Annotated in this window: 16 protein-coding genes; 9 read left to right on the top strand and 7 right to left on the bottom strand. The window is 36.4% G+C overall.

Annotation, left to right across the window (positions count from 1 at the left end):
• Positions 1-56: 56 nt before the first annotated feature.
• The 5 genes from rpmA to obgE all read left to right on the top strand — a co-directional run bounded on the left by rpmA (position 57) and on the right by obgE (position 4291).
• On the top strand, positions 57-314 hold the full coding sequence (rpmA, locus tag CMCT_RS07135; RefSeq protein ID WP_034968623.1) for a 50S ribosomal protein L27: 258 nt from the start codon (positions 57-59) through the stop codon (positions 312-314).
• Positions 315-495: 181 nt separating this feature from the next.
• Positions 496-1527 (top strand): ABC transporter substrate-binding protein, encoded by a 1032-nt coding sequence (locus CMCT_RS07130; RefSeq protein ID WP_034968624.1) that lies wholly within the window; start codon positions 496-498, stop codon positions 1525-1527.
• 2 nt (positions 1528-1529) lie between these two features.
• The gene (locus CMCT_RS07125; RefSeq protein WP_034968626.1) at positions 1530-2501 is read left to right on the top strand and encodes a FecCD family ABC transporter permease; all 972 of its coding nucleotides are present in this window, start codon (positions 1530-1532) and stop codon (positions 2499-2501) included.
• Positions 2488-3210 carry an ABC transporter ATP-binding protein gene (locus CMCT_RS07120; protein WP_034968628.1) on the top strand — a complete coding sequence of 241 codons (723 nt, stop codon included), beginning with the start codon at positions 2488-2490 and terminating at the stop codon, positions 3208-3210. Before CMCT_RS07125 ends, CMCT_RS07120 begins: the two co-directional genes overlap by 14 nt.
• 40 nt (positions 3211-3250) lie before the next feature.
• Positions 3251-4291, top strand: coding sequence for a GTPase ObgE (gene obgE, locus CMCT_RS07115; RefSeq protein WP_034968630.1), 1041 nt, complete (start codon positions 3251-3253; stop codon positions 4289-4291).
• Positions 4292-4599: 308 nt separating this feature from the next.
• On the opposite strand, the gene CMCT_RS07110 is transcribed toward obgE, so the two are convergent.
• From CMCT_RS07110 to CMCT_RS07090, 5 genes are read right to left on the bottom strand one after another with little or no spacing between them, the layout of a single operon-like run.
• Positions 4600-5430, bottom strand: a complete 831-nt coding sequence (locus CMCT_RS07110) for an ATP-grasp domain-containing protein (protein WP_176325086.1) — start codon at positions 5428-5430, stop codon at positions 4600-4602.
• On the bottom strand, positions 5423-5860 hold the full coding sequence (locus CMCT_RS07105) for a pseudoazurin (protein WP_034968631.1): 438 nt from the start codon (positions 5858-5860) through the stop codon (positions 5423-5425). The genes CMCT_RS07110 and CMCT_RS07105 overlap by 8 nt, the downstream gene beginning before the upstream one ends.
• 9 nt (positions 5861-5869) lie before the next feature.
• A complete protein-coding gene (locus tag CMCT_RS07100) occupies positions 5870-6637 on the bottom strand; it encodes an ABC transporter ATP-binding protein (RefSeq protein WP_034968633.1) in 768 nt (255 codons plus the stop codon).
• Positions 6631-7680 (bottom strand): FecCD family ABC transporter permease, encoded by a 1050-nt coding sequence (locus CMCT_RS07095; protein WP_176325085.1) that lies wholly within the window; start codon positions 7678-7680, stop codon positions 6631-6633. Before CMCT_RS07095 ends, CMCT_RS07100 begins: the two co-directional genes overlap by 7 nt.
• On the bottom strand, positions 7680-8780 hold the full coding sequence (locus CMCT_RS07090; protein ID WP_034968634.1) for an ABC transporter substrate-binding protein: 1101 nt from the start codon (positions 8778-8780) through the stop codon (positions 7680-7682). Before CMCT_RS07090 ends, CMCT_RS07095 begins: the two co-directional genes overlap by 1 nt.
• Positions 8781-8917: 137 nt before the next feature.
• Between CMCT_RS07090 and CMCT_RS07085 the strand changes: the two genes are divergently transcribed.
• The gene (locus CMCT_RS07085) at positions 8918-9223 is read left to right on the top strand and encodes a Rossmann-fold NAD(P)-binding domain-containing protein (protein ID WP_034968637.1); all 306 of its coding nucleotides are present in this window, start codon (positions 8918-8920) and stop codon (positions 9221-9223) included.
• Between the two features lie 137 nt (positions 9224-9360).
• On the top strand, positions 9361-9519 hold the full coding sequence (locus CMCT_RS07080; RefSeq protein WP_176325084.1) for a hypothetical protein: 159 nt from the start codon (positions 9361-9363) through the stop codon (positions 9517-9519).
• A gap of 228 nt (positions 9520-9747) precedes the next feature.
• Here the strand turns inward: CMCT_RS07080 and polA are convergent, their stop codons facing one another.
• Both polA and bamA read right to left on the bottom strand, forming a co-directional pair.
• Positions 9748-12387, bottom strand: a complete 2640-nt coding sequence (gene polA / locus CMCT_RS07075) for a DNA polymerase I (protein ID WP_034968639.1) — start codon at positions 12385-12387, stop codon at positions 9748-9750.
• A 7-nt stretch (positions 12388-12394) separates the two neighbouring features.
• A complete protein-coding gene (gene bamA / locus CMCT_RS07070) occupies positions 12395-14635 on the bottom strand; it encodes an outer membrane protein assembly factor BamA (protein ID WP_171993479.1) in 2241 nt (746 codons plus the stop codon).
• A gap of 80 nt (positions 14636-14715) precedes the next feature.
• On the opposite strand from bamA, the gene CMCT_RS07065 reads away from it, so the two are divergent.
• Complete coding sequence (locus tag CMCT_RS07065) at positions 14716-15546, top strand: prephenate dehydrogenase (protein WP_034968641.1); 831 nt, start codon at positions 14716-14718, stop codon at positions 15544-15546.
• A 60-nt stretch (positions 15547-15606) separates the two neighbouring features.
• Entirely contained in the window at positions 15607-16977 is a 1371-nt protein-coding gene (gene pgp6, locus CMCT_RS07060; protein ID WP_236844944.1) for a peptidoglycan metallopeptidase Pgp6, read from the top strand.
• Positions 16978-16987: the final 10 nt, after the last annotated feature.

Below are 16987 nucleotides of genomic sequence, written 5' to 3'. Positions count from 1 at the left end.
AACAAAGCATAGCAAAACGATACTAGCAGGTTAAATAATAAAAAAAGGACTGCAAAATGGCACACAAAAAAGGTCAGGGTTCAACCCAAAACAATCGCGACTCTATCGGTCGTCGCTTAGGCGTTAAGAAATTCGGTGGCGAGTTTGTTCGCGCTGGAAATATCATCATTCGTCAGCGTGGCACAGCTACTCACGCTGGTAGCAACGTAGGTCTTGGTAAAGATCACACTATATTTGCTCTTATTGACGGATACGTAAAATTTGAGCGTAAAGATAAAAACAGAAAAAAAGTTTCTGTTTATCCAGCAGCTTAATTCTTGGGGCTTTTGCCCCTTCTCTCTTTTTTTATTCATACAAATTCCAATTCTAACTTTTTAAAATTTTAAAATAAAAACCATGTTTTGTATAAAATTTATCTTGCTTTTATTATTTTTTTGATTTAATTGCATTTTTATATTTTATATATATAAAAAAATATATTTTAAGGAAAATGCAATGAAAAAATTTCTGTTTTTTATCCTGCTTAGCTTGTCGTGTTCTCTTTTTGCGGATAGGCTTATAAAAGATCAAAATGGTAGAGATGTAGTTTTACCAGATGAGGTAAATCGCATAGTTGTGCTTCAGCACCAAAGCTTAAATGTCTTAGTTCAGCTTGACGCACTTTCAAAGGTTGTCGGCGTGTTAGAAAGCTGGGAGAAAAATTTAGGAAAAAACTATGTAAGACTGGCTCCTGCTCTTAAAGATATGCCAACGCCGGGCGATCTAAAAAGCATTAATTACGAGCAAATTTTGGCGTTAAAGCCAGATGTTGTAATTGTAGCAAACTACATACCAAAAGAGTTTATCGATAAACTATCGGAGCTAAAGATCCCAGTTGTCGCAATGAGCTTTTTTAAAGATAATATAAACGCACAAAACTCATTAAATCCGGAATTTAAAAATTTTAGCGACGAGATTAATGCATATACAAATGGGCTTTATGAGGGTATTTTATTGCTAGGAAGTATTGCAAATAAAGAGCAAAATGCACAAAATTTAGTTGATTATGTAAAAGAAAAGCAGAAGCTTTTAAAGACTTATACAGACAAAATCAAAGGTGCTAAAACTAGGCTTTATATGGCAAATCCGGACTTTAACACATATGGAAGTGGCAAATACACAAGTATTATATTTGCAAGAGCGGGTGGAGAGAACGTAGCGGCAAAAGATATAAAGGGCTATAAACAAGTTGGTCCTGAAAATCTTATATCGTGGGATCCAGATGTGATTTTTGTTCAAGAAAGATATCCGCAAGTTATTGATGAGCTAAAACAAAATGAGCTTCTAAAAGGCTTAAAAGCAATCAAGAATGATAAAGTCTATCTTATGCCAGAATACGCCAAAGCTTGGGGTTTTCCAACACCTGAGGCAATGGCTTTGGGTGAGTTTTGGGTGCTTAAAAAACTATATCCAGAACTTGGCAAGGATATTGATTTAGACGCCTTTGTAGATGAGTATTATTTGAAATTTTATAGAGTTAAAAACTAAAATTGTTTAAATTTTTTATTTTATTAGGATTTTGGCTCATATTATGCCTAATTTCGCTAGGGGTTGGCTCTTATCATCTAAGCCCCAGCGAGGTTTTAGATACGTTACTTTTTGCAACAAATGAACGTGCAAAAGATGTGATTTTTGGTATTAGGGTGCCTAGAATTTTGCTTTCAAGTATTTGTGGTGCTATGTTGGCAGTTAGCGGTGCGTCATTGCAAGCTGTTTTTAAAAACCCACTTGTAGGCCCAAATATTATAGGCGTTAGCTCAGCAGCTGCTTTTGGCGGAGCAATTGCTATTTTACTTGGTTTTGGTGGTATTGCTCTTATATTTTGTGCCTTTTTTATGGGTATTTTTGCGATAATTCTGCTTGGATATATCGCAAAATTTGTCCGCCAAAGCAGTATTTTTTCACTCATTTTATCAGGCGTTGTGGTAAATGGCTTTTTTGGTGCTTTAATTAGCCTTACTCAGTATCTTGCAGATAACGAACAAACTCTCCCAAACATCATATTTTGGCTTCTTGGAAGTTTTATAAGTGCAAATTATGATAAATTTTTTATCCTATTTTTTATATCTTTAATTTGTGGCGGGACGCTTATGGTGATTAGATGGCGTCTTAATCTGCTAAGCCTTAGCGATGATGACATCATAGGTCTTGGTATAAATCCAAAAACACTTCGTATCATCATACTGCTTTGCACGACACTGCTTATATCAGCACAAGTTGCTATGAGCGGGAATATCGGCTGGATAGGACTTGTCGTGCCACATATGGCTAGGTTTTTGGTTGGGCAAAACTACAATATAAATTTGCCAGTTTGTGCCATTTTGGGTGCAGTTTTTATGTTGCTTATAGATACGATTTCAAGGGCTAGTGTTGGTAGCGAGATACCGCTTGGGATTTTAACTGCACTAATTGGAACGCCCGTGTTTGTATACCTTTTAAGGGTTTGCTATGGCAAAATTTGAGGTAAAAAATGGCTTTTTTAGCTACAAAGATAACCAAATTTTAAAAGATTTTAACTTTTATTGTAAAAACGCAGAGATTACGGCGATTTTAGGATTAAACGGACAGGGCAAAAGCACGATTTTAAAGCTAATGCTTAATATTTTAAAATTTGATATGGCTCAGATTTTATCAGATGCGACCTTTTCGTATCTGCCACAAAATTTCATCACAGCTTATGATTTTACTGTAAAAGATATCGTTTTAATGGGTATTGCAAACAAAATTTCACTACTTAAAGCACCAAGTGTCAAAGATGAAGAACAGGTTTTGCAAATTTTAGACTCACTTGGATTAAAACCATTTGCAAACAGAAATTTTTCAACGCTTTCAGGCGGACAAAAACAGCTTGTTTTGTTTGCAAGGGCTATTTTTTCAAAAAGCGACATTATGCTCCTTGATGAGCCTATGAGTGAGCTTGACTTAAAAAATCAAAACAGAGTTTTAAAGCTACTAAAAGAGCTAAAATCACAAAATTTTGGCATAGTTTTCTCCACTCACGATCCAAATCACGCACTTAAAGTAGCCGATAATACACTTATTTTATTTAGCGATAAAAGTTATATTTTTGGCAAAACTGATGAAATTTTAAGCAGTGATAACCTAACCAAACTATACTCACTTGAATTTTTAAAATTTAGTGATATTTTAGCTCCAAAATTTAGCTTTTAGCAAAATTTGCTATAATCAAGCAAAAATTTAAAGGCAAAATATGTTTATAGATAGTGCGAGTTTTAGGGTTAGTTCAGGGCATGGCGGTGCTGGAGCAGTTAGCTTTCGCCGTGAAAAACACGTGATTTTAGGCGGTCCAGACGGCGGAGATGGTGGGGACGGCGGAGATGTGTATTTTATCGTAGATAACAACTCTCACACACTAGCTGCTTACAAAGGCAAACGCTCTTTGAGTGCAAAAAATGGCGAGGCTGGGCAAGGCTCACGAATGAATGGTAAAAAGGGCGAGAGCTTAGAGCTTATCGTCCCGCCGGGCACAGCCGTGTATGACGCTGATACAAACGAGCTTTTGTGTGACCTAACAGAGCAGGGGCAAAGAGTATTGTTTTTAAAGGGTGGCAAAGGTGGACTTGGCAATATCCACTTTAAAAACTCGGTAAATCAAGCACCAGAATACGCTCAAAAGGGCTTACCAGAAGAGGTTAAAAATGTCCGTTTGGAGCTAAAACTAATCGCTGACGTTGGGCTTGTGGGCTTTCCAAATGTAGGTAAATCCACGCTAATTTCGGTCGTTTCAAACGCAAAGCCACAGATTGCAAACTACGAATTTACCACGCTTACGCCAAAGCTAGGGCAGGTTGCGGTTGATGAGTATAACGGCTTTGTTATGGCGGATATCCCTGGTATTATTGAGGGTGCAAGTGATGGCAGGGGGCTTGGGATTAAATTTTTAAAGCACATTGAGCGGACAAAAATTTTGCTTTATATGATTGATTTGGCAAATTATCGCGATTTAAAAGAGCAGTTTAATACACTACGTGCCGAAGTAAAGAAATTTTCGCCTGAGCTTTTTAGTAGGGATTACGCTGTGGCACTAACTAGAATTGACGCTTGTGATGATGTGTCAAAAATCGCTGATTTTATTGCTCATCTTGGCTTAAAAGGTGATATTAGCTACAAGCAAGATATTTACGAATTTGACGCAAATAAGCCATATTTTGTCATGCCTATCTCATCATTAAGTGGCGAAAATATAAACGAGCTGAAATTTAGTCTGCTTGAGCTTTTAAAGAGAAAATGAGAATTTTAGCTATTATTTTTATGATCTGTTTTAGTGTTTTTGCAGACGAATTTATAGTTAAAATGATTTAGAGATTGGTGAATTTAAAGGCAAAATAAAAAGCATAAAGCATACAAAAAATGCAGATAAGCTTGTGCATTTAGAAATCGCAAAGGGTAAAAACTGTTAAGAAACGTAAAAGACCCAAAAAATAGGCTTATCTATGAGTTTGTGTATTATTTTAACGATGACGGTTCCTTGCTTCAAAAAACGCTTCTTGATTACAGGGCGTCAGAGATGAACCACTTTGTTTTAAGTTTTAAAGTGGATTAAATTCTACTTTTTAACGCATTAATGAAAATTTCGTAGCCGTTTTTAAAGTGGTTAAAATACAAGCTTGGTTCAATCAGCTCTACTTCGTTTATGAGTCCGCCCTGTTTTGTTGGCACAATATCTACTCTTGCATAAAGAGAAATTTTATCTTTTAAAAGTACCTTTAAAGCCATTTTTGCCATGTTTAAAAGCTCTAAATTTGGCGATAAAATTGGTTTTATTGTTACGCCGTAGTTTGAATTTGCCCTAAATTCGCCCTGTTTTATCTCTCTTTTTATGGCGTATTTAAATTTAGAGTTAAAAAATACAAAACAGATCTCGCCATTTTGTGAAATTTCTTTGATAAATGGCTGAATTATCGCTCCATTGTCATAAGCGTCAAGGCTTGAAATTTTATCTATTTTCTCTACACCATTTCCGCTTTGACCAACGAGTGGTTTTATAATAAATTCGCCTTTTAAACTACCTATTTTTTTAGTCATCTCATCTTTTGTTTTTAAAATTTCAGTTGGGATTGTTGGCAGTTTATCTTGAAGTTTAGTTAGATACTCTTTTGTGATATTTTCTTTTATGATTTGTATCTCATTTAGGGTTAAATAGCTTGAAATTTCATCTAAAAAAGTCATAAAGGCGTTAAAATTTTTAGAATAATCCCAAACTCCAAGCGGTAAAATTATGCTATTTTTTGGTGGATTTTGCTCTAAAAATTTCTGCCAAGGTATGATTTTGGCTTTGTAAATTTCACGGCTAAGCCTTAAACAAAGCTCGTTTAAGGCGTCGTTGCCGTTTGGGTATTCGTTACAAGTTAAAATAAAAATTCTACTCATTTATGCCTTTTGCATACTCGCTTAATCTGCCCTCGTTCATCGTAGCACGTTTTTCAAGTTTTGGTAGAGCTTGTTTTATTTTATCTAAATTTGTAGCCTTACCAACTTGAATAATGCCAACCATATTCATCATCTGATGAGGTGGACAAACGTAAATATAAACACCCTCTTTATCAAAAGTAAATGTTGCTTTTTCATCTAATTTGCTCTCAAATTTCTCCGCTCCCTCAGGTACTATCACGCTTTTTGCCCAGTGGCTTTTATGCGTGGGCACAAATGTCACGCTGTCACCCGGCTGTATTTGTAAAAATCCAGGCTCAAAAAGCATAGTTTGATTGTTTTTATCCATATCAAGCATTTGCACCTCATAATCCTTTGCAAAAGCAAAATTTAGTGCCAAAACGGCAAATAAAACTGCAAATTTTTTCATATTTTCTCCTTATTTTATGGCTTGTTTTGCAATAACAACAGGTTGTCCATCACTGCAATAAAAAATATCGGCTTTTACTCTGTAAAGCTCTTTGATTATATCTTTTGTAAGCACCTCTTTTGGTGCGCCTTGTGCTTTAATTTCCGCCTTGTTTAAAAGGATTAACTCATCGCAAAATTGCGAAGCTAGGCTTAAATCGTGAAGTATCATAATGGTTGTTAAATCGCGCTCTTTTGTAAATTTTTTTACATAATCAAGCAATATGCAGGAGTGATGCATATCAAGCGCACTAACTGGCTCATCAAGCAAGATAATCTTTGGCGATTTAATAAGCACAGAAGCAAACATAACCATCTGCCTTTGACCGCCAGATAATTTAGTAACATCTTTGCTTGCTAGATGAAGTATGCCAAGCTCATCCATAATTGACACTGCTTTTGATAGTTGCTCATCGCTTACATAAAGTCCAAGATTATCAAGAAGCCCTAAAAGAACGACTTCAAGAGCGGTTAAACTAGCATCAACCAAGCTATCTTGTGGCATATAGGCTATCTGTTTTTTCCAACTAAAATGGTTTTTAAAACTTAATGTTTTGTCTTTAAATTTTATCTCGCCACTAAAATCAAGATCACCAAAAATAGCCGTTAAAAGCGATGTTTTACCGGCTCCATTTGGACCTAAAATTCCGTATGTTTTACCACTTTTAAAATTTGTATTAACTTTATTTGCTACGCATAAATCGCCTCTGTAAATTTCTAAATTTTTAAGCTCTAACATATATTTTTCCTTGAAAGTATGATCCAAAAGAAAAATGGCACACCAACAAACGCGGTAATAATTCCAACAGGAAATAATGCACCAGGCACGATCGCCTTTGATAAAACTGATGAGATAGATAAAAACGCAGCACCAGTTAGCATAGCACTAGGCATAAAAAAGCGCTGGTCTTCACCAACTAATGTCCTTGCGATATGGGGAGCTACAAGTCCGATAAATCCGATAACTCCAACAAAACTAATGGCAGTAGCGGTCATTACAGATACGATTAAAAGCACCTTTACTCTTAGTCTTGTTAAATTTACACCCATACTTTTTGCCTTATCCTCGCCAAGTCTGAGAGCCGTTAAGGCCCAAGTATCACGAAATAAAAGTGTAATTGCAACTATCGTAACAACGCTAACTACTGCTAAATTTATCCAGTTTGCCTTTTGTAAGCTACCAAAAAGCCAAAATAAAATGAGCTGTGAAATTTCAGGCGATGATAAAAATTGGACTAGTGAGAGCATTGATTGGAACAAAAACAAAAGTGCGATGCCTACTAAAACAAGCATTGATGAGTTGAAATTTTTAAATGCCGCAAAGCTAAAAAGTACACCAGCACTAAACATTGTCATTAAAAAAGCACCAATAGGCACGGCAAAAAGTAGTGGTATATTTAAGCTACCAAATGCGATGACAAGACTAGCACCAAAACCAGCAGCTGCTGCAAGTCCTAGCGTGTAAGGACTTGCCATAGGGTTATTTAGTAGTGTTTGGATTTGAGCACCACCAACACCAAGCGTAGCCCCAACAACAAGTGCCATCAAGGCAATCGGAAGCCTTAAATCCCAAACGATAATAAAAGCAGTGCTATCTACTTTGTCACTTTTTAAAATAGGCTCTAAAAGTGCTGCTAAAACCTCACTAGGAGATAGCATTGACGGCCCAGTGGCAATGTCAAAAACAAGCGAAACAAAGGCAATGGTTAAAAACGTGATAATGATTAAAAATCTTTTGTATTCACGTTTTCTGTGCTGTGCTATCGTGTTTTTAGCGTCCATTACTTACTTGCTCTAATCATAAATGTGCCGTTTGGAATGATAGGCAGGTATTTTTTATGAAATTCAATGTAAGTTTTAAGCGGATCAAGGTCGCTAAAAAGCTCAGGATATAGTGCTTTTGCGATAAATTCAATCATTGAAGCGTCTGTTAAATTTCTACTTGCACCCATATAAGCACCATAAAGGCGGTTATCTTTTATGGCTGGTAAATTTTGCCAACCTTGTCTTAGTTTGTATGGGTTTAGGCGTTTTAGAGCCTCGTTCTCATTTATATTGATACCCATTACCATAGCTTCAGCATTCTTTTTAAGCTCGGTTTCTCTACCTGTAATAATAATCACATCAGGGCGTGAAACGATGACTTGTTCTGGATTTATCGGTGCCCATTGTTTTACAAAAGGCGCTGCTATGTTATCGCCACCAGCTAGGTCAATTAGCGAACCCCACATATCTTTTCCGTATGTAAAGCCACTCTCTTTTGGTCCTTTGTTGCCAAACTCAATGTAAATTTTTGGCTTAGGCAAATTTGCTTTTGCTATCCTATCAGCTACATTTTGTGCTATGCCTTTATACCATTTTACAAGCTCATTAGCTCTTTTTGTTTCTCCAGTAATCTCACCTAAAATTTCTGTGCTTTTTGCGTGAAGTTCTACTTTTTCTCTATTATAATCAAGAACAATTATTGGAATTCCGGCCTTTTGGATTGGCTCTAAATCAAATTCTAAAACAGAATACTGCCAAGCAGCAAGAATTAGTAAATCAGGTTTTAATGAAAGCACCTTTTCAACCGAAAATGTTCCAACTTCAACTTCACCAAAGTCAGCTAAATCGTTTAGTTTTGGCACTGCTTTGCTATAAACATCCCAGCTTGTAGGTGTCCAGTCAGTCCAAACAGCCTTTGAAAAACCAACAACATTATCAAGTGCCTTAACGCCACCAACAGCTAAAAAATCGGTATAATAAAAGCCAAGTGCTATGCGTTTAGCAGGTAAATCAACCTTAACTTCACGCCCTAAAACGTCGGTGATCGTTTTGATCTCTGCGTTTGCAAAGCCAAAAATGGCAAACAAAATTGCAATAACCTTAAAAATTTTCATCATTTTCCCTTTAAAAGTAAGATTTGGAAATTGAATTATATTATCAAAAAAATTAAATCCTAATAAAAAATGATATAAATTATTAAAATTAAATCTAAATGGTCAAAAATTAGTTGTCGGTGCAAGTGGTGTTGTGAGTTGTGAAATGGCTAGCGAGTTTTTTAAACTATAAAGAGTGCGATGAAGTAGTGATTTTGGTGCGAAAAGTAAGTGGGGCAAAGAATCAAAAATTAAGAGAGAAAGTTATAAATTTTGATGAAATTTTATCGCTTGAAAATGAGCGTTTTGACGCCGTTTTTTGCGCGTTAGGCACGACGATAAAACAGGCGAGAAGCGTGGAGAATTTTAAAAAAGCTGATGTGATTTATCCTATAAACTTGGCTAAATGGGCAAAACGCTCGGGCTGTGAAATTTCACGCTTATTTCAGCACCAAAAGCAAATATAAACTCAAAATTTTTATACCTAAAATCAAAGGGCGAAGCCGAGCAGGACGTAAAAGAGCAGGGTTTTAAAAGCCTAAGCATAATCCACCCACCGCTAATAAACGGAGAGTGAAAGAATAAAAGATACGGCGAAAAATTTATGATTTTACTCTTTGAAATTTTACCAAAAGGCTGGTTTAAAAATATCGCCCCAATGAGCGGTAAAGATATCGCAAAAGCGACTATAAAAGTAGCAAAAATAGCAGAAAATGGCGTAAATTTTTACCGTCCACAAGTAATATTGAGCAGAGTGTGCTAATTTATAATTTTAAGTTAGAGAGAAAATTGCTTGTTGTAGTTTTAAATTTCAAGAGTTGTTTGATATTGCCAGTGTTTTAGAGACTTTAAAGATGTACCAACGCTATCATTGGTGCTTTGGTGGCTCTTGTGATTTTACAGTGTCTGTATTGCTACATCAATGAGAATTTTGGTTTGGTGCTAGCTTAGCCGATAAAAATCTCTATTTTTGCAAAAATAATGGCAAAAATTACTTTAAATCGCCAAGATTTTTAGCGATATTTAGCGACGTCTTTAATGGCACGTTTAGCTTGTAAATATCTTGCATAATCTGCCTTGCTCGCTCACCAAATTCGTTAGCATACTCATCTTTAACCTCAAAAACAAGTTCATCGTGAATTTGCAGTAGCATCTTTGCTCTTTGGTCTGTAATGCTTGAAATTTTCACCATAGCTAGTTTTATGATATCAGCTGCTGAGCCTTGAAATTTCGTATTTACGGCTTCTCGCTCTTGCATTGCAATCTGCATTGGTGTGGCTTTTGTAAAGTCAAAAAATCTTTTTCTGCCAAGTAGGGTCGTTATAAATCCGTCGTTTTTGGCTGAAATTTTAAGCCCATCTAAAAAGCCCTTTATACTAGGAAACGCCTCAAAATAACGTTGTATATACTCTTTGGCGTCGGCTTTGCTGATATTTACGGTGTTGCTTAGCTTGTTTGCACCCATACCATAGATGAGTCCGAAATTTATGCTTTTTGCCACGGCTCTTTTATGCTCGTCGCTTTGTCCAAATATACTAATAGCTGTTCTAGCGTGAATGTCCTCGTCGTCGTTAAAAGCTTTAAGTAACGCACTATCCTCGCTAAAGTGAGCTAATAATCTAAGCTCGATTTGCGAGTAGTCAAGTGATATAAGACTATAGCCATCACGCGATATAAACGCTGAACGGACATCTTTTGCCAGTCTTCCGCGGGCTGGTATGTTTTGTAAATTTGGATTTTTAGAGGCTAGGCGACCGGTGTTTGTGCCAGTTTGTAAAAATGTTGTGTATATTCTTGAGTTTTCATCTTGCTTTGCTAGAGTAAGAAGTGGCTCACAATATGTGCTTGTTAATTTGTAAATTTCCCTATAATCTAAAATTTTGCTTACCACGGGGTGTTCATCTATTAGCTCTGTAAGTACGGCTTCATCGGTGCTGTATCCAGTTTTTGTCTTTTTCTTTACTGGGAGTTTTAGGTGCTCAAACAGTACTTCGCCAAGCTGTTTTACGGAATTGATGTTAAAGCTCTCGCCACTTAGCTCATAAATTTCGTTACTTAGCCTTTTAACTCGGGTGTTTAAATCATCTAAAAGTGTTTGCATTTTTTGCGTATCTAGCTTTATGCCGTTGTTTTCCATTTCAAATAGCACTTTAATAAAGCTAAATTCTAATAAATTAGCAATCTCTAAAAGCTTAGGCTCTAGTGTTTGTAAAAATGTGTGATAAAATTTAAGCGTTATCCAGGCGTCTTCAGCTGCGTATTTTGTCGCATTTTCTAGTATGACGTTTGCAAAGGTTTCGCCTTTTTTTACAACGTCTTCAAATTTTATCGTATCATACTCATAAAGCCTTTTTGCCAAAGCGTCCATTCCAACCGATAAACTCGGCTCACTAAGCCACGCCAAAATCATCGTGTCTTTGAATTTTTTTGGTGGCAGGATGTTTAAATTTTTATAAACCACTTCAAAATCGTATTTTAAATTTTGCCCTATGACACAGCCTTTAAAAATTTGCTCTATTGCCCATTTTGCAAACTCTTTTGAAATTTGCTTTGGTACACCAAGGTAGTTGTGGGCTATTGGCACATAGTATGAACGCTCATCGTTAAAGCAGAATGAAAAACCAACAATCTGGGCATTTTTTGCGTCAACGCTGGTCGTTTCTGTATCAAAGCTTATAATGGTATCTTCTGTGATGTCTAAAAGTAGGCTCTCAAGCTCATTTTCGTTGCTAACCAAAACCGCGTCAAAGCCTAAATTTATGCTCTTTTGCTCATCATCTTGTTGCAGTTTTTTTAAAATTCTACTAAGATCGTATTCGCGTAAAATTTCTACTATATTTAGCAGTGGATTTTTATCAAAAAAGAGCGATTTTTCTAGTAGATTATCGACCTTTACATCATCAAAAAGCGTCGCAAGGCGTTTGCTTAAAATGGCACTCTCTTTGCCCTCAATAAGCATATTTCTGACACGCTCGTTTGCGATTAGGGATAAATTTTCATAAATTCCCTCAATGCTTTTAAACTCATCAAGCAGTTTTTTTGCTCCTTTTGAGCCAATGCCTTTTACGCCTGGAATGTTATCTGAAGTATCGCCAGTAAGGGCTAAAAAATCGCGTATATGCTCAGGTGCTACGCCGTATTTTTCTATGCAACTAGCCCTTGTATGCTCTATCTTACTTTGTGGGCTGTATATGCTTACTTTTTCATCGTCGATTAATTGATATAGGTCTTTATCGTGGGTTACTATGCGAACGAAAATTCCGCTCTCTTTGCACTCTCTTACAACACTAGCTATGATGTCATCGGCTTCATAGCCCTCTTTTGATATAGCACACAGCCCCATTTTTTTAATCATATCTATGCAAATTGGCAGTTGTGCTTTTAAATCCGCTGGAGGTTCGTTGCGATTTGCTTTATAGTCTTTCGCGATCTCGTGTCTTAGAGTTTTTCCTTTACTATCTAGTGCAAACACCAAATAGTCGCTTTGATACTCATCCTTAAGCCCTAGTATAAAATTTGCAAAGCCACTTACCATACCGCTTGGCTTGCCATCTTTGTTTTTAAGCCCTGGCATAGCGTAATAAAGCCTAAAAAAGAAGCCAAACGTGTCTATAATGGTAAGTGTTTTCATCGTCTAATTAAAAGCGTCTGCCGATAGTAAATTCAAACTTATTTGTATCGTCATTTTCTTTAGCGTCTATTGCTTTAGCAAATATCAGCTGAAGTGGTCCAATAGGTGTAATCCACTCAATTCCAGCCCCATAGCTTGAGCGTTTTATCTCATTTAAATTGCTAACACCTATCATGCCATAGTCGTAAAACAAAACGCCACGCATTTTTACGCGGTCAATTATAGGAAAGCTTAGCTCAACGGAGTTATTAAACGACATCTCTCCGCCTATCTCATACCATTCGCCATCACTACCTCTTACCTTTGGCGAAACACTTCTACTTTCAAAACCACGTAGGCTTCTTACACCACCAAGGTATAGTTTTTCGTTGATTGGTATGTAGCCATTATCCCAAATTTTGCCAAAATTTGCCTTATATCTAAAGATAAAGTCATAATCTATATACTCTTTAAAGCCAAGATAGTAGTTAAAGTCTGTCCTGTTTTTTACAAATTTCTCATCTCCGCCAAGCCCTGCAAACTCAAAAGATGTACTGGCTATGATACCACGACGAGGTAGGTAAAAATCATCTGTGCTATTATAAGATAGAGCCGGTATAACCGAGCTTTTTATATTTTTACCCTCTTTGTAGCCAATTTCACGAACTAATATTCGATTCAGTCCACTAATATCACTTTGTTCTATAACATAGCTAATAGATGCGTTTAAATTTCTAGTTATCTTTCTGCCAAGCGTTGTGCTAAAGCCATAAGATTTTTCTTTATAGTTATCCCAATTATAGTTATTTGCGTATATAGAGCCACCAAGACTATATTTACTATCAAAAATTCTAGGATTTGTAAGGCTTATCTGTCCAGATAACTCATTGTCGCTTTTATCTACGCTTATTGTGCCTTTTAGTCCTGAGCCAAAGATGTTTGTATCAGATAAGCTCGCATTTAAAAGCAGTCCGTCAGAGCTTCCATACCCGATACCGCCGCTAATTGAGCCAGTAGAGGCCTCTTTTACGTCAATTACTAGATCGACAGTGTTTTTATCCACTCTCTCCTCTTTTATATCAACTTCGTCAAAATAGCTCGTTCTTTTTAGCGCGTCAATAGAGTCTTGAAGGTCTGTTCTGTTGTATAAATTTCCCTCCGTTATATACATCTCACGGCGTATAACGCGGTCAACCGTGCGTTCGTTTCCTGAAATTTTAACATCTCTAATGTAAACTTGCTCGCCTGGATCGATCTCATACTCTATGTTTACGGTGTGGTTATCGTCAAATTTATCTGTTTTTGGATAGACTTTAACAAAAGCATATCCCTTATTGGCTACCAAATCATCAAGTTTTTTCATATCTCGTCTTAAATGCTCGGAGTTCATGGTATCTCCAGCTTCTAGTTTAAAATCATCCAAAATTTCATCTTTATTAAGATCTAAAAATTCTGGAGCATTTATGCTAACGCTAGATACGCTATATGGTTCTCCCTCTTTGATGTAGTAGGTTAGCTCGGCTTTGTAGTTATTAAAAGAGGCGTTTAGGTAAGGTGCAGATACCGTTGCGTCTAGATAGCCCTTTTGAAAGTACTTATCTTGTATCCTAAATGGGTCACTCTCAAGCTCGTAAAGTTTGACTTTTCCATCATTTCTACCCCACATCCAGCCCATAAATTCACGGCTTTTGTTTGCTACGATAGGCTCTACGTCGCTATAGCCAAATTTTGTAGCACCGATTAAATTTACCCTGTCTATTATCATATTTTCGCCGCGATTTATGTTAAGCGTTACAAAAAGTGCACTATCGTTTTCAGCAACCGGAGTTTTCTCAACATCTATAACCGTATCGTAATAGCCCTTTGATTCGTAATACTGGCGTATTCTATCTTTTGTCTTTTCAATGCTTAGCTCATCATACATATTGCCCGGTTTTATGTGGATTAGCGACTCTATGGCTGTTTTGTCGTTCGTGACTACGCCCTTTAGATCAAGCCTGGCAATGCTTGGCTTCTCTTTTAAATTTATAGTTACATTTCCAGCCTCGTCGCTGCTAATATAAACATCATCAAAGTAACCCTGCTTGTATAAATTTAAAATGGCTCTATCGCTATTTTCGCCAGTTAGTGTGCTACCTATTTGAAGTCCGCTAATCTCTCTAGCAACATCAGGAGAGAGGTGGATAAGACCCTTGAAATTTATGCTTTGTATCTGCTGTGCGTTTGCTAAACAAAGACTTGTAAAAAGTAAAAAAAGAGATTTTTTCATAGTTTAACCTAAAATTTGATAATAAATGTCGTATAATACCATATTTATTTTTAAATTTTATAAAACTAAAAGGTTTTTTAATGAAAGTAGGTATTATAGGTCTTGGACTTATAGGTGGCTCACTCGGTCTTGCTTTAAAAGATGAAAAGCTTATATCTTGTGTGAGTGGATTTGATATGAGTAAAGAGCACGAAAAACAGGCTTTAGAACTTGGTTTGGTGCACGAAATTTTAACGTTTGATGAGCTTAAGAAAAAGTGCGATATCATATTTTTAGCTATTCCGGTTGAGGCTATAATTAAAATTTCAAAAGAGCTCTCAGATATCGATGAAAACACCACTATAATAGATCTAGGCTCGACAAAACAAAAGATTATAGACTCAGTCCCACTAAGTATACGTAAAAATTTTATACCAGCTCACCCTATGGCTGGAACAGAATTTTCAGGACCTAGCGCCGCACAAAAGGGGCTTTATAAAGACGCGGTCGTTGTGGTTTGCGACTTTGAAGAGAGTAGCGAAAAACACGTAAAAAGAGCGGTTGAGCTGTTTTCTCATCTTGGTATGAAGATAGTTTTTATGAGTGCTGCTGAGCACGATCATCACGTTGGGATCATATCTCATCTGCCACATGCGATTGCCTTTTCTTTGGCAAATGGAGTTTTAAAACAAGAAGATACTCGCCACATTATGGCACTTGGAGGTCCTACTTTTAGGGGTATGATACGTGTCGCAAAAAGCTCTCCTACTATGTGGGGTGATATTTTTAAGCAAAATAAAGAGAATATTTTATGTGCTATTGATATGTTTAAAAATGAGCTTAGCCAGTGCGAAGAGCTTGTAAGACAAGAGCGTTGGGACGATATAAATAAATGGATGAGTGAAGCTAGAAAGATAAGAGAAATTTTATAATTTAACAAAATTTTATCGATTTTTTGTTAGAATTTGGAAAAAATTAATTAGGATATTGGTTTGAGAAAAAATAGTGCATCTATGAAATTTTTAGGGTTTTTGGTTATTTTAGCGATTATTTGTGCGGGTGCTTTTGCTGTGCTAAACTCACAGGCTTTTGAAAAAAACAGCCCAAAAGTGGAGATAAATGACACTATTTATTGGAATTTAAAAACTCCTATGAGCATTAAATTTACAGATGATGTTGGCATTAAATTTGTAAGAATCAGTATGAGCGATGGGCAAAATGAGATAAATATGCTAAATCAAGTTTTGCAAACTCCAATGAGTGCGTTTGATGTAAATTTAACTTTCCCAAAAACCGGCTTTTTTAGCAACAAAAAAGATAGCTATGATATGAATATAGAAGCGGTAGATACTAGCAAGTGGAATTTTTTTGGCGGAAACAAGACACAAAAAAAGGTTAAGGTTATACTTGACACCACAAGACCTGAGCTATATATCCTATCGCAGTCATACTCAATCTCTAGAGGCGGGGCTGCTGTCGTGATTTTTAAGGCAAATGATAGTAGCTTAAGCGATGTTTTTGTGCAGACAAATTATGGCAAACGCTTTGAAGTTACCCCATTTTATAAGGACGGCTATTACACTTCTTTGGTCGTTTGGCCGGTTAAAGAGAGTAACTTTGTTGCAGATGTCGTAGCAAGAGATAGTGCAGGTAACGAGAGTAAGGCACACGTTAGATACTTTTTAGAAAATGTAAAATATAGGTCATCAACGATAGCTTTAAAAGATAATTTTTTAGACGGCAAGATAGAAACATTGGCTAACAAATATGCTAAGGATATGGAGCTTGACAGACTTGCTAAGATGAAATTTGTGAATGAAACATTGCGCGATTTAAATGATAATAAAATAATTGAAATGACAACCAAAACAACAAAAGAGATGATGAGTGATTTTAATATAAACACCTTTTATCCGCTTAGAAATGGAAAAAAGGTTGCTGACTTTGCTGACCATCGTTTTTATACCTATAATGGACAGCAAGTTAGCGAATCTTGGCATATGGGAATAGATTTTGCTAGTGTGGCACAAGCGCCGATATTAAGCAGTAACCCAGGCAGGGTGGTATTTGCAGAGGATAATGGAATTTATGGCTTAAATGTGCTAATAGATCACGGATTTGGGTTGTATTCACTATATGGACACTGCACAAATTTAAATGTGGATTTGGGTAGTGAAGTAAGGGCTGGAACGCAGATAGGAACGACTGGAACTACGGGCTTAGCACTTGGAGATCATCTGCATTTTGGGATATTGATACAAGGCGAAGAGGTACGTCCTCAGCAGTGGATGGATAAAAAATGGATAAAAGATAACATAACAAGCGTTATGAGTGCCGCAAAGGCGATGATAGATAAGAATTAAAATTTAAGGA

It is taken from the genome of Campylobacter mucosalis (assembly GCF_013372205.1).
In the GTDB taxonomy this organism is placed as follows: Bacteria; Campylobacterota; Campylobacteria; order Campylobacterales; family Campylobacteraceae; genus Campylobacter_A; species Campylobacter_A mucosalis.
This window is presented reverse-complemented; position numbering and strand designations above follow the sequence as displayed.